The following is a 13,679-nucleotide window of genomic DNA, read 5'->3' as shown; positions in this document are numbered from 1 at the left end:
GAAGACGTGAACCACCTTCGACTACGCCCCCGCGGCGAAGTGCTGGCAACCCGAGAATACGAACAAACATTCCAAAATGCAACACATTTAGAATGTTTCGTGCAAAATGAATTCACCTGCCGTATGGTGACCCCATTGCAGCCCACTGCCAGGCCGGCCCGGCCGCCCGACCGAGGAGAAAGAAAGATGAAACCACGATCTCTTTGCGCACTCGTGACATCGCTTGCCCTGCTTTCGGCACTAGCCGGCTGCACCACGGCAGCGCAAGAAGGATCCGCCACCACGCCGGTGGCCGTGCGCGCAAGCGTGCAGACCCAGGCCACGCAAAGCGGCAAGACCGACTTCGGCGTGCTGGTGGCAACCGCGGGACCCTCGGCGCCCGGTCATCTGGTGGCCACCGCGGCGCTGGGCGGGCTGGAGGTCTACAGCCTCGGCGGTAAGCGCCAGTCCAGCGTGGCCGCCGGCGAAGTGGCCGGCCTCGACGTCAGCTACGGCTTTTCCCTCGCCGGCAAGCCGTCCACGGTGCTCGCCACCGTGGACGCCACCAGCAACAGCCTGCGGCTGTTCACGATGGATGGCGACAAACCGGTCGAAGCCGGCGCCCGCGCCATCCCGCTCGGTTTTGCGGTCGAGGGCGTGTGCCTGTTCCGCTACCGGCTGGACGGCGCACTGTATGTCGTCGCAGTCGGCGACGGCGGCGAGGTCGATCAGCAGATGATCTTCGCCACGGCCGACGGCAAGCTGGACGCACGCCAGGTACGCCGGGTCAACCTGCCGTCGAAACTGAAACAGTGCACCGCCGACAGCGACGGCAACCTCTACGTGGCCGAGCAGGAGGTGGGCATCTGGCATCTCGACGGTGATCCCGAAGCCGACCTGTCGGCCACCCTCGTCGACGCGCCGAGGTTGGGCCATCTGGGCAAGAAGGTCGAGGGCGTGGCCTTGTACGACGGCGGCAAGGGCAGCCAGTGGCTGCTGGCCTCGGACACGTCCAAGGGTCGCATCAACGTCTACGACCGCGCCGATCACGACGCCTGGCTCGGCAGCTTCAGCGTCACCAGCGCCGACCTGGGCAAGGCCGTCGACGAACCCGGCCCGCTGTTTGCCACCAGCGCCGCGGTGGGCAGCAAGTTCCCGCATGGCGTGTTGTTGATCAGCGATGAGGACGGTGGCGCGAACCAGCAGGTCGTGTCGATGGCCGACGTCGCCCGCACGCTGGGTTTGCGTGCCGGCACGCCGCGGGACCCCTTCGCGCGGGAACCGGCCTCGCTGCCGACGGTCACTGCCCTGGTGGAAACCGCGCCAGTGGATCATCCGGGCGACGCGGCGGACGACCCGGCGATCTGGGCGCACCCCACCGCCCCGGCGAAGAGTCTGATCATCGCCACCGACAAGAAGGCCGGCATGGCCGTCTACGACATGCAGGGCAAGCTGCTGCAGTTCCGCGCCGACGGCAAGATGAACAACACCGACCTGCGCGATGATTTTCCACTGGACGGGAAGAAAGTCACCCTCGTCACCGCCAGCGATCGCACCCACAAATCGGTGGCGATCTACCGGCTGGATCCGGACAGGCGCGAACTGGTCGACGTTGCCGATGGCCTGCAAGCCACCGGCCTGGACGATCCCTACGGCCTGTGCATGTATCGCAGCCCCACCAGCCACAAGACCTACGTGTTCATCAACACCGGCAGCGGCCTGATGCGCCAGTGGGAGTTGCTCGACGCGGGCAACGGCCGCGTGCGCATCAAGCAGGTGCGCGAGTTCCACCTGGCCAGCCAGGCCGAAGGTTGCGTTGCCGACGATGTCGCCGGCGTCCTTTATGTGGGAGAGGAAGATGTTGCCCTGTGGAAGATGAACGCGGAGCCGGATGGCGGCGACAGCATGACCGCGATCGACCGCGTCGCCGACAACCAGGCGATCAAGGACGACCTGGAGGGCATGGGCATCTATGACCTCGGCGATGGTCGCGGCTACGTCGTGGTTTCCAGCCAGGGCAACAACACCTATGCGGTCTATCGTCGCGGCGGCGACCACGCCTACCTGGGCTCGTTTGCGGTCGTGGCGGACGGTGCCCGCGGGATCGACGGCATTTCCGAGACCGATGGCCTGGACATCACCAGCAGCAATCTCGGCCCGGGCTTCGAACACGGCGCCATGGTGGCCCAGGACGGCCGCAATGTCCTGCCGGCGCAGAACCAGAACTACAAGTACGTGCCGTGGGAATCGATCGCCCGCGCCCTGAAACTGGAAATGCGCTAAAACCTCGCCGGGGCGGCGGCGCGACGTCGCCGCCTTTGGCATCCTTGGCGCCGGCAAGGCACACTGCGCATCTGGTCACACGATGCGCGGGACGTAGACATGCACGGCGAGTACAAGATGCCAGGGGGAAAACTGGTGGTCATCGACCTGCAGGTACACGACGGCCGACTGGTCGAAGTCCAGCTGAGCGGCGACTTCTTCCTCGAACCGGACGGCGCGCTCGATACGATCAACCATGCGCTCACCGGACAGCCGGCGGATGCCGGCGAGGCCGAGATGGCGGCTTCGATTCAGGCCGCGCTGGGCGCCGGCGTGATGATGTACGGCATTTCACCCGAGGCGATCGCGGTGGCCGTGCACCGCGCCCTGCACATGGATTCCGCAGCATGATGCGCAGCGAATGGCGCGACCACGACTGGCAACTGGTCCACGCCGGGCCACAGTCGCCGAGCCTGCACATGGCACTGGACGACGTGCTGGTGCACGAGGTGGGCGCGGGGCTTCGCCCGCCCACCCTGCGCATCTGGGAATGGGCCTCATCGGCGGTGGTGATCGGCCGCTTCCAGTCGTTGCGCAACGAGGTGGACATGGAAGCCGCGCAGCGGCACGGCGTCGAGGTGGTACGGCGGGTGTCCGGTGGCGGCGCGATGTTCATCGAGCCGGGCAACACGATCACCTACTCGATCTACGCACCAATGTCGCTGATCAAGGGCCTGTCGTTCCAGCAGGCCTATGCGCTGATGGATGAATGGGTGATCGAGGCGCTGGGTACGTTGGGCATCAAGGCGTGGTACCAGCCGCTCAACGACATTACCTCCGAAGGCGGCAAGATCGCCGGCGCGGCACAGGCGCACCGTGGCGGCGCCGTGCTGCACCACGTCACCATGGCTTACGACATCGATGCGCGGAAGATGCTCGAGGTGCTGCGCATCGGCCGCGAGAAACTCTCCGACAAGGGCACCACCAGCGCCGCCAAGCGCGTCGACCCGCTGCGCAGCCAGACCGGGCTGCCGCGCGAGGCCGTGATCGAACGCATGGTCGCCACGTTTCGTCGCCTGCACGGGCTCACCAGCGATGTGCTGCGTGCCGGGGAGCTGGCCCGCGCCGAGGTGCTGGCGCGCGAGCGATTCTCCAGCCAGGCCTGGCTGGCGGACGTACCGTAGTTGCAGGAGCGCACCTCACTGCTCCCCTACAAACGCGAGTACGACCACGACTGCATGCGGCCATCCTTGTATGGCATCACGCCGTGGAATGGTCGCGGGTCGTCGTCGAACACCAGCGGCAGGAAGTGGCGGTCGCCCTCCCACATCGGGAGCTCCATCAACCGATCCAGCGCCACCCACTCCAGCGTGCCTTCGGGATTGGTGTCGCACGGTGTGCCGCTGTAGCTGTCGATCACGAAAATGAAACCCAGCCAGTCCTCGCCCTGTTTGCCGAAGCCGGGCCAGTTCAAGGTGCCGCGCAGTTGCATCGAGTCGCAGGTGATGCCTGCCTCTTCCCGGATTTCGCGCCGCATGCAGGTGGCAATATCCTCGCCCGCTTCCATCTTGCCGCCGAGGCCGTTGTACTTGCCCAGGTGCTGGTCGTCCGGCCGCGCGTTGCGATGGATCATCAGCACCTGGGTGCGATCCGGCGACAGTACATAGCCCAGGGTGGCGACGATCGGTGTGTAGGGCATCACGGGCTCGCGGCAAAGCGCCAAGTCTAGCGGCAGCGACGGATCGACGCCTGGCATGTGACGACGGGCACGCATCCGACTTGCGTCGGCAACGCATGGCGGCGACCATCGACACATGTCTTTCTTCGTTTCGCACCCGTACTCGTGCGCGCCCCAGCCCCTGCTGGTGCGCTGGTTGATTCTTGCCATCCTGTTGTCGTGCCTGTCTGCCTGCACCGGCAAGGCACGGGCACTGGACTACAGCGAACTGGCGTTCGAGGGGCAAAACTATCGTGTCGTGCACATCGATCTCAAGCACGAACAGCTCGGGCTGTACTGGCGCAATCCGCAAGACGGCCAGGCCTTCGGCAGCATCGAACACCTGCGCGAATGGGGCCAGGCACACGGCCGGCAACTGCTGTTTGCCGCCAATGCCGGCATCTATGATCGCAAGTTTGCTCCGCTCGGCCTGCACGTGGAGAACGGCAAGACCCTGGTACCGTTGAACCTGGCACACGGCGATCCGGCGGCAGGCAATTTTTCGCTGTTGCCCAACGGGGTATTTGCCATCTATCCGGATGGCCATGCCGCGGTGCGCACCAGCACCGATTTCAAGGCCGACGGCAAGGCGGCGCAACTGGCCACCCAGTCCGGTCCGATGCTGCTGATCGACGGCGAACTCAACAGGCAGTTCGTCGATGATTCCTCCAGCCTGAAATGGCGCAGCGGGGTGTGCGCCAGCTCGCCCTACCAGGTGGTCTTTGCGATCAGCGAAGCGCCGGTGAATTTCCATACCTTCGGCCGTCTGTTCCGCGACAAGCTCGGTTGCCGCGACGCGCTGTATCTGGACGGCAGCATCTCGCAGTTCTATGTGGACGGCGAAGGCTACGTCGGCGCGCCCGCCTTCATGGTCAAGCCCTATGCCGGCATCTTTGCCGTGTTTGCCAAGCATTGAGCATGTCGACACGTCGTTGGCGCATCCTTCGTGCCGTTCTGCTGAGCTTGCTGGCGCTGCTGCTGGTCGCCTTTTGCACGGGGTGGTGGCTGCTTGCCGGCAGTCGCGCCCGGCTCGACGGCCAGCGCGAACTGACCGGCATCGAAGCGAAGGTCACCATCCACCGCGACGCGCTGGGCACGGTCACCATCGAGGGCGGCAACCGTGCCGCCATCAGCTACGCGATGGGCTACGTGCACGCACAGGAGCGTTTTTTCGGGATGGACCTGATGCGACGCATGAGCGCAGGCGAGCTGTCGGCCCTGGTCGGGCCGGCCGCCTTGCCTGTCGATCTCAATCACCGTCGCCACCGCCTGCGCGCGGTCGCCGACGCTGCCTACGCGCAATTGCCGCCAGCACAAAAGGAGATACTCGATCGCTACAGTGCGGGCGTCAACGCCGGCCTGGCCGACCTGCGAACCAAGCCCTGGGAGTACGTCCTGCTCGGCACCAAGCCGCAAGCCTGGCGGCCGCAGGACTGCATCCTGGTGATCGCGTCGATGTATCTGGACCTCAACAGCGACGGTCGCAATCAACGTGAACTGCGCATGGCGCAGATGCGTTCGGTATTGCCCGGCCCACTGGTGGACTTCCTGCTCGCAGCCGATCCCGACTGGGAAGCGCCGATCAGCGGCAGGCTGTCACATTCGCCGGTGATTCCCGGCGCCGATCTGTTCGACCTGCGCCAACTGCCGGCGCCAGCGACCTCGACCGCGCTGACCGATGTACTTGCGCCTGCGCTGGATGCCCCGCGCCCTGGCAGCAACAATTTTGCGGTGGCCAGCACGCTGACCCTGAACGGTTCGGCGATGTTGGCGAACGACATGCACCTGGGCCTGCGCGTGCCGAACATCTGGTTCCGGACCCGACTGCGCTATCCCGATCCGGGCGCGCCCGATGGCCAGCGCGACATCAACGGCGTCAGCCTGCCCGGCACGCCGGCGATGATCATCGGTTCCAACGGCCAGGTCGCATGGGGCTTCACCAACAGCTACGGCGACTGGGCCGACTGGGTGCGGGTGCAGCGCGATCCAGCCGACCCCAGCCGCTACAAGGTGCCCGACGGTTGGGCGACGCTCGAAACCCACGAGGAACACATCAAGGTCAAGGGAGCAGCGGACACCATCCTCAAGGTAGAGGACACCCGCTGGGGGCCGATCATGGCCAGGGACACCGACGGCACGCCGCTGGCACTGGCATGGATCGCCCACTATCCGCGCGCCTACAACCTCGACCTGATGCAGATGGAGCATGTACCGGACGTGGCCAGCGCCCTGCTGCTGGCGCCGCAACTGGGCATGCCTGCGCAGAACATGCTGGTCGCCGACAGCGCCGGCCAGATTGGCTGGACCGTGGCGGGCAACAGCATCCCGCTGCGAGCCGGGATCGATCCGTTGCTGCCTTCGGCTTGGTCGACGCCCGGTACCGGCTGGATCGGCTGGGCTTCGCCGTCGCAGTATCCACGCATCGAGCATCCCGCCGGCGGCAGGCTGTGGACGGCCAACAACCGCACGGTCGGCGGCACCGAGCTGGCCTTGCTCGGCAACGGCGGCCATGACCTCGGCGCACGTGCCCGGCAGATCCGCGACGACTTGCACGCACGCGCCAGTTTCACCCCCGCCGACCTGCTCGACATCCAGCTCGACGACCGCGCGGTGTTCCTCGGCCGCTGGCAACAGTTGCTGCAGCGGACTCTGGCCGACAGCAAGGACCCGGCTCTGCAGCAGCTGCGCCACCTCACCCATGCCTGGCGCGGACGGGCCGCCGTCGACAGCGTCGACTACCGCCTGGTACGCGATTTCCGCAACGAGGTCAGCATGGCCGTGCTGGCCCCGTTTGCCGCGCGGGTCAAACAGCAGTATCCCGACTTCAGCTGGCCCGGCCAGAACAGCGCGGAAGCAGCGGTCTGGATGCTGGTGCGTCAGCAACCGGCATGGCTGCTCGATCCGAAATACCCCGACTGGCACGCCCTGCTCGTCGATGCCGCCCGTCAGGTGACGCGCAAGCTCGGCCAGCAGCCCGGCGGCCTGGCGGCGCGCCACTGGGGCGAGTTGAACCGCAGCGACATCAAGCACCCGCTGTCAACCGCGCTGCCCGCCTGGCTGGCCCGCTTCATCGACATGCCCGATCAGCCGTTGCCCGGCGACAACAACATGCCGCGCGTTGCGGCGCCCGGCTTCGGCGCCTCCGAACGCATGGACGTGTCGCCGGGGCACGAAGCGCAGGGCATCCTGGAAATGCCCGGTGGCCAGAGCGACAACCCGCTGTCGCCCTTCTTCGGCGCCGGCCATGAAGCCTGGGTTCAGGGCCGCCCCACCCCGCTGCTGCCGGGCAAGACCTTGCACACGCTGACACTGGAGCCGACAAGGCGTTGACCGACCGTCATCGCGATCCGGGGCAGGCACATCCCCAGTGCAGCTATCGACGGGCTCCTAGGCCAACAACCGCTCACAGATCGCACGATACAGCTGCGGCAATTGCTCAAGCTCTTCCAGCGCCACGCATTCATCGACCTTGTGGATGGTGGCATTGACCGGCCCAAGTTCCACCACCTCGACGCCGAGCGGCGCAATGAAGCGGCCGTCCGAGGTGCCGCCGCCGGTACTCTGCTCCGGCTCGATGCCGCAGAGTTCACGGCAAACCGCCACCACGGTTTCGCGCAAGCGGCCACCGGGCGGGGTGAGGAACGGCTCGCCCGACAGATTCCACGCCATCATGTAGTCGAGCCCATGTTGTTGCAGGATCGCTTCGCTGCGTGCGCGCAACGCGTCAGCAGTGCTGGCGGTGCTGTAGCGAAAATTCATCAGTGCGGTCAGCGCGCCGGGAATGACGTTGCTGGCGCCGGTGCCGGCGTTGAGATTGGAAACCTGGAACGAGGTGGGCGGGAAGTCGGCGTTGCCTTCGTCCCATTGTTCGGCGGCAAGCGCGGCCAGTGCCGGGGCAAATTCGTGGATCGGATTGAGCGCCTGGTCGGGATAGGCCACATGCCCCTGCACGCCGCGCACGGTCAGCGTGGCGGAAAGCGATCCACGCCGTCCGACGCGGATCAAGTCACCAAGCTTCTGCTTCGCCGATGGCTCGCCCACCACGCACCAGTCGAGCCGCTCGCCGCTGTCGCGAAAGTGCTCGGCGACCTTACGCACGCCATCGAGATTGGTCGGACCTTCCTCGTCGCTGGTCAACAGCAGCCCCACGCGGCCGGCGTGATCTGGTCGCGCTGCCACGAACTGTTCCAGCGCCACCACCATCGCCGCTACCGAGCCCTTCATGTCGGCCGCGCCGCGGCCGTATAGACGGCCATCTCGAACGGTCGGTTCGAACGGCGGACTTTGCCAGTCCGACTCCGGCCCACTGGGCACCACGTCGACATGGCCCAGGAATACCAGGGTCGGGCCACCCGACCCATGCGTGGCCCACAGATTGTCCACCTCGCCGTAGCGCAGATGTTCCACCAGGAATCCTGCGCGCTCCAGCCGCGCGCCGATCAAGCTCAGGCAGCCGGCGGCCTCCGGTGTCACCGAACGGCGGCGAATCAGGTCACAGGCGAGATCGAATACGTCGGACATGGACACTCACGCAACACACGATGGGCAACACGCGCAGCATACAAGCCAGGAGCCTGTCGGGCTTGGGTGGTCGAGAAGAGAATTCGGCTGCGTGAGGAAAAATTCCTGACGATTCGCCGGTCCGTAGTGGTCTTGTGGGCCAAGATTCGGCGGGGATATGGCCCGCGCAGGCGGATTTGCAGACCGGCCAACCCATGCCCGACGGGCTCCTAGCTGAGCACGACGCCGAGCAAATGACCCACACCGTAAGTCAGCGCCGCCGCTGCCGTGGTGATACCGAACTGGCGCGCCACCGAAAACAGCATGCTGCGACCGGTGAACAGCGAAGTGCCGATGCCGATCAAGACCAGGCCAGCCGCGGTGGAACACACGCTGGCCAGCAACACCGCTTGTCCACCCAGCACCAGATAGGGCGCCACCGGAAAGAATGCGCCGCAGGCAAACAGGCAGAAGGAGGAAATCGCCGCGCCCCAGGCCGAACCGCCCAGCTCGCCCGGATCCACACCGAGGTCTTCGCGCACCAGCATGTCGAGCGCGGCCCGCGGTGTCTCCGCGATGTGCCCCGCCAGATGCTCGGCGGCCGCCGACTCCACGCCCTTGTCACGGTAGATGCCGGCGATGTGCGCCAGGCCGTCCTCGGGCGCCACCGCCAGACGCTCGGCCCGCTCGGTGATCTGCGCCTGGTAGAACTCGCGCGAACTGTTCACCGACAGCCACTCGCCCAGTGCCATCGAACAGGCGCCGGCCACCAGGCCGGCCAGACCGGCAAGCAGCACGGCGCGATCACCCGTGGCGGCACCAGCCATGCCCATCACCAGGCTGACGTTGGATACCAGCCCGTCATTGGCGCCGAGTACCGCCGCGCGCAAGGTGTTGCCGCTCTGGGTGCGGTGCCGATGGCGGGGCGCGCCTGTGCCTTCCTGCGCGATGAAATGATCACGGTGGCGGCTGCGATCGACCGGCGTCACCTCATGATCGGCGTGCTCCAGCCGTACCACGGTCGGCATCACGAACTCGGTACCGAAGTGCCGCGCAAGCCAGCTCAGCGCGCGCACGCGCAGACCAATGCTGGCCGCCGGCACGGACTCACCAAGTTCGCGCAGATGCGACTCCCAGAACTGCGCGTTGGCACGCTCGCCCGCGGCGATACGCTGATAGGCGCGGCTTAGCCGCGAGTCGGTCGCCAGTTCGGCCAGCCGTGCGTACAACGCCGCATTGTCGCGCTCGATCCTGAGGTTGTTGCGGAAGCGCCGCGCCTGGTGGCTGGCCATGTCAACGTCCGAACAGCTTCTTGAAGGCGTTGTCGGAAAAACCCACGCTGACCGAGCCATCGGCCTGCACCAGGACCGGCCGACGGATCAACGCCGGATACTCCTTCAGCAACAGCGTCCATTCCGGATCGCTGCCCGGGTTCTTGCGCTGCGGCAGCAGATTGCGCCAGGTCGTGGAGGACTTGTTCACCAACTTCTCCCAGCCGCCAAGCTGCGCTGCCCACGCTTTCAGGATCGCGGCAGGAACCGGGTTGGCGCGGTAATCGACGAAGTCGTGCGCGACGTCGAAGCGGACCATCCAGTTGCGCGCCTTGCGGCAGGTATCGCAGGTTGACAATCCATACAGCACGGGATTCATTCGCCACTCCGCAGCAGGTCGTTGATGCTGGTCTTGCTGCGCGTTTGCGCATCGACCTGCTTGACGATGATCGCCGCGTACAGGCTGTGACTGCCGTCCTTGGCCGGCAAGCTGCCGGCCACCACCACGCTGCCTGCCGGCACACGGCCATAGCTCACTTCGCCCGTGGCGCGGTTGTAGATGCGGGTGGACTGGCCCAGGAACACGCCCATGCCGATCACGCTGCCACGCTCCACCACCACGCCCTCGACCACTTCCGAACGCGCACCGATGAAGCAATTGTCCTCGATGATGGTGGGGTTGGCCTGCAATGGCTCCAGTACACCGCCGATACCGACGCCGCCGGACAGATGCACGCCCGCGCCGATCTGCGCACAGGAGCCCACCGTGGCCCAGGTATCGACCATGCTGCCGGCACCGACGAAGGCGCCGATGTTCACGTAGCAGGGCATCAGCACCGCGTCCTTCGCCACGTGCGCGCCCCGGCGCACCAGCGCGCCGGGCACCACGCGTGCACCCAGTTGCTGCAGTTCGTCATCGTTGCCGTGGGCGAAGCGCAGCGGCACCTTGTCGAACGCCTGCGCCGCACCGCCATCGACCACCCGGTTGGCGCTGATGCGGAAATACAGCAGCACGGCCTTCTTGATCCACTGGTTCACGCGCCAGCCACCTGCGCCATCCGGTTCGGCGACCCGGCGCTCGCCGGATTCCAGCAGCTCGATGACCTGCTCGATCGCCGGACGCAAGTGCGTCTCGACCTCGGCTTGCTGCAGCGCGTTGCGGCGATCGAACGCATCGTCGATCAAGGATTCAATGGATTGCATGGACACGAACCAACTCCGGAGCGATTGAAGAGTCGGCAGGATGCTGCGCGGACTTCCCGCCGCACCACGCCACCTGGCTGCCAAGGGTACACGCAGCCACAGGCGGACGTCGCACCTGGACGCCCAAAGACTGTCCGACAGGCTCCTAGAAGAAGCGCGTGACGAACAGCTCCTCCGGCACCGGCTCTCCCAGCAGGTAGCCCTGCAATTCGTCGCAGCACAGCTGGCGCAACACCTCTGCCTGGGCCTCCGTTTCCACACCCTCGGCCACCACGAGCAAGGACAAGGACTTGGCCAGGGTGATGATGTTGGTGACCAGACCCCTTGTTTCCGGGCTGTCCACCAACTGCGCCACGAAGGACTGGTCGACCTTGAGAATATCCACCGGCAGCCGGACCAGGTAGTTCAACGAAGAGTAGCCGGTACCGAAGTCGTCGATGGCGACGCGACAACCCAGCCTGCGCATACTCTCCAGCAGGCGAATGCTCTGCTCGACATCGTCCATCAGCAGGCTTTCGGTAACCTCCACATCCAGCAGTTGATCCGAAAAATGGGGTTCGAGCAGGGTGCGCGACTCGTCGAGGAAACTGGCATCACGAAGTTCGCGCGCGGAGACGTTCACTGCGACCCTGAAGTCGGGATGCCCCTTCGCCCGCCACGCGAGCGCCGTCTCCAACGCGGTCCGCATGACCCATCGACCTGCCTGCACGATCAGCCCGGTGTCTTCGAGAATCGGAATGAACTCTTTCGGGGAAATCATTCCGCGCCGCGGGTGCCGCCATCGAAGCAAGGCCTCCGCGCCGACGAGTCGCGTGCCATCGACGGCGAATTTCGGTTGATAGAAGAGCTCCATTTCATTGTGTTCCAGGGCCAGCCGCAGATCACGTTCCAGCTCAACGCGGCGCGACAGTTGTTCGCGCAAATCGTCGGTGAACACCGCACAACGGATCCTTCGCTTCGACGCTTCGCTCAATGCGGCGGTAGCGTTGCGTTCGAGCGCCTGGCCATCGGCGCCGTGCGCATCGCCGAAGGCGACGCCGCCGAGAAAGCTGATGTGTATCTGCTCGCCGGCCATGTCGTACGGTGCGTGGTCCATGCCCAGCAGCAGCTGCTCCAGCCACTCCATCTCCCCGTCGCAACCACCCTGCTTGGGCTGCGCTAGCATGAACACCTCTTCTCCCACGTGCGCCAGCAACACGCCGGGCTTGGCGGTGTCCTGCAGCCGCTGCGCCACGGCCCTCAGGAGTTGATCTCCGAAGTCGCGACCGCGTGAATCGATGATCCGGCCGAAGTTCGCCACGCTGATCACGGCCACGGTCATTTCCCTCCGCAGCAGCTGCTCGGCCAGCTGCCGTTGAAAGGCCGCGCGGTTGAACAGGCCGGTCACGGGATGGTGATAGGCCATGTATTCGAGGCGTTCGCCCTTGGCGAGAAAGTCGATGGCGTAATCAACTTCGCTCACGAGGCGGTTCAACAATTCGATTTCCTCCAGGTTGAACTCGTGTGGCGAGGGCGAATACAGCTCCAGCACACCCCACGGCGGAGTTCCCATCGGCAGAACGATCTGCGCCGCGATTCCCGTCGCCGCCACTTCGCTGCGAATATGGGCCGAAACATGTTGGACCTCATCGAAACCACGCACCACGACGATTCGCGCTTCCCTCAACGCACGCAAGCCCGGCCACAGACCATCGCCAGGCTGCCCCTCGGCACTCCTGCTGGCGCACGCCTCGATCAGTCGTATCGTGGGGGGCGGGCCGAAACTGGCTGCGGTTTCAAGCCCGGTCTCACCGGATGGAACGCCGATACGCGCCGCCACGAATTGGCCATGCCGCACGGCCACCTCGCAAACCTGCGCCAGCAGCGTGTCGCGATTGTCGGCGCGCAACACGACGTTGCCCATGGCGCTGAGTACGGCGTGAATGCGTGCCAGCTGCTGGATTCGGGCTTCCTGCTGCAAACGTTCGGTGATGTCCTGGTCGACACCGCGGTACCCGAGGATTTCACCATTACCACCCAGGCGCGGAATGGCGGTGCTCTCCAACACGCGGACACTGCCGTCACGATGCCGCCAGCGCAAGCGCCAGTCGTGCCAGCCGCGACGGGCAACGAACAACTCCCGTACTCGCGCGGCCGCCACTTCCCGATCTTCGGGATGCATCAGCTCGTACGCAGGAACGCCGATCAGCTCCTGCGGGCTGTAACCGAGGATCCGGGAAATCGCGCCATTGCTGTAGGTAAGCGCGCCCCGGGTGTCGTGCTCCCAGATCCAGTCACGACTGCTCTCGACGATGGTGCGGAACCGTTCCTCGCTGTTGCGCAATTCGTTCTCGACGCGAACGCGCTCGGCACGATGGCGCGAGGATTCGAGCGCCCGCTCCACCGCCGACGGCAATCGAAGCAGGTTGTCCTTGAGCACGTAGTCCGATGCTCCGCGCTGCAGCGCATCGATTGCCAGCTCCTCGCCGATGGTGCCGGAGACAAACAGGAACGGCACGTGTGGCGCCATCTCGCTGGCGATCTGCAGCGCTTCCTTGCCGCTGAAGCCCGGCATGGCAAAGTCGCTCAGGATCACTTCGGGTGAAAACTCGACCAGAGCCTGCCGAAGCATGTGTTCGCCCGCAACGGCCAGATGCGTGATCGGCCGCGGAAAGTTCCGCATGGCACGAACCACCAGCTCCACATCCGCGGCGCTGTCCTCGACCAACAGCAACTTCAGTGATGTCCGTGCGTCTGGATCGTCCATG

Annotated in this window: 11 protein-coding genes; 5 read left to right on the top strand and 6 right to left on the bottom strand. The window is 65.6% G+C overall.

Translation table 11 applies throughout. The features are described 5' to 3' along the window. Nucleotides 1–186 precede the first annotated feature (186 nt). The 3 genes from AC0L58_RS05030 (at nt 187) to AC0L58_RS05020 (ending at nt 3,425) form a co-directional block, all read left to right on the top strand. Nucleotides 187–2,262: a phytase gene (locus tag AC0L58_RS05030; RefSeq protein WP_473687277.1), complete on the top strand. Its 2,076-nt coding sequence runs from the start codon at nt 187–189 to the stop codon at nt 2,260–2,262. A gap of 99 nt (nt 2,263–2,361) precedes the next feature. Continuing rightward, entirely contained in the window at nt 2,362–2,652 is a 291-nt protein-coding gene (locus tag AC0L58_RS05025) for a biotin--protein ligase (protein ID WP_473687275.1), read from the top strand. After that, the gene (locus AC0L58_RS05020) at nt 2,649–3,425 is read left to right on the top strand and encodes a lipoate--protein ligase family protein (protein ID WP_473687273.1); all 777 of its coding nucleotides are present in this window, start codon (nt 2,649–2,651) and stop codon (nt 3,423–3,425) included. Before AC0L58_RS05025 ends, AC0L58_RS05020 begins: the two co-directional genes overlap by 4 nt. 26 nt (nt 3,426–3,451) lie before the next feature. Here AC0L58_RS05020 and AC0L58_RS05015 read toward each other — a convergent pair whose 3' ends face one another. Beyond that, nucleotides 3,452–3,940, bottom strand: a complete 489-nt coding sequence (locus AC0L58_RS05015; protein WP_473687271.1) for an NUDIX hydrolase — start codon at nt 3,938–3,940, stop codon at nt 3,452–3,454. Nucleotides 3,941–4,055: 115 nt separating this feature from the next. On the opposite strand from AC0L58_RS05015, the gene AC0L58_RS05010 reads away from it, so the two are divergent. After that, nucleotides 4,056–4,874 carry a phosphodiester glycosidase family protein gene (locus AC0L58_RS05010; RefSeq protein ID WP_473687269.1) on the top strand — a complete coding sequence of 273 codons (819 nt, stop codon included), beginning with the start codon at nt 4,056–4,058 and terminating at the stop codon, nt 4,872–4,874. A gap of 2 nt (nt 4,875–4,876) precedes the next feature. Next, nucleotides 4,877–7,288 carry a penicillin acylase family protein gene (locus AC0L58_RS05005; RefSeq protein ID WP_473687267.1) on the top strand — a complete coding sequence of 804 codons (2,412 nt, stop codon included), beginning with the start codon at nt 4,877–4,879 and terminating at the stop codon, nt 7,286–7,288. A gap of 57 nt (nt 7,289–7,345) precedes the next feature. Here the strand turns inward: AC0L58_RS05005 and dapE are convergent, their stop codons facing one another. From dapE to AC0L58_RS04980, 5 genes are all read right to left on the bottom strand, one after another. After that, nucleotides 7,346–8,479: a succinyl-diaminopimelate desuccinylase gene (gene dapE / locus AC0L58_RS05000; RefSeq protein ID WP_473687265.1), complete on the bottom strand. Its 1,134-nt coding sequence runs from the start codon at nt 8,477–8,479 to the stop codon at nt 7,346–7,348. A gap of 209 nt (nt 8,480–8,688) precedes the next feature. Beyond that, on the bottom strand, nt 8,689–9,750 hold the full coding sequence (locus tag AC0L58_RS04995) for a VIT1/CCC1 transporter family protein (RefSeq protein ID WP_473687263.1): 1,062 nt from the start codon (nt 9,748–9,750) through the stop codon (nt 8,689–8,691). A 1-nt stretch (nt 9,751) separates the two neighbouring features. Further along, nucleotides 9,752–10,108 carry a Spx/MgsR family RNA polymerase-binding regulatory protein gene (locus tag AC0L58_RS04990; RefSeq protein WP_473687261.1) on the bottom strand — a complete coding sequence of 119 codons (357 nt, stop codon included), beginning with the start codon at nt 10,106–10,108 and terminating at the stop codon, nt 9,752–9,754. Continuing rightward, a complete protein-coding gene (gene dapD, locus AC0L58_RS04985; RefSeq protein WP_473687259.1) occupies nt 10,105–10,932 on the bottom strand; it encodes a 2,3,4,5-tetrahydropyridine-2,6-dicarboxylate N-succinyltransferase in 828 nt (275 codons plus the stop codon). The genes AC0L58_RS04990 and dapD overlap by 4 nt, the downstream gene beginning before the upstream one ends. Before the next feature lie 145 nt (nt 10,933–11,077). Then, nucleotides 11,078–13,678, bottom strand: coding sequence for a sensor domain-containing protein (locus AC0L58_RS04980; RefSeq protein WP_473687257.1), 2,601 nt, complete (start codon nt 13,676–13,678; stop codon nt 11,078–11,080). Nucleotide 13,679 lies beyond the last annotated feature (1 nt).

It is taken from the genome of Rhodanobacter sp. G2-10 (assembly GCF_055809185.1).
Note: the sequence above shows the minus strand (reverse complement) of the source record. Positions and strands in the feature narration are given on the sequence as shown.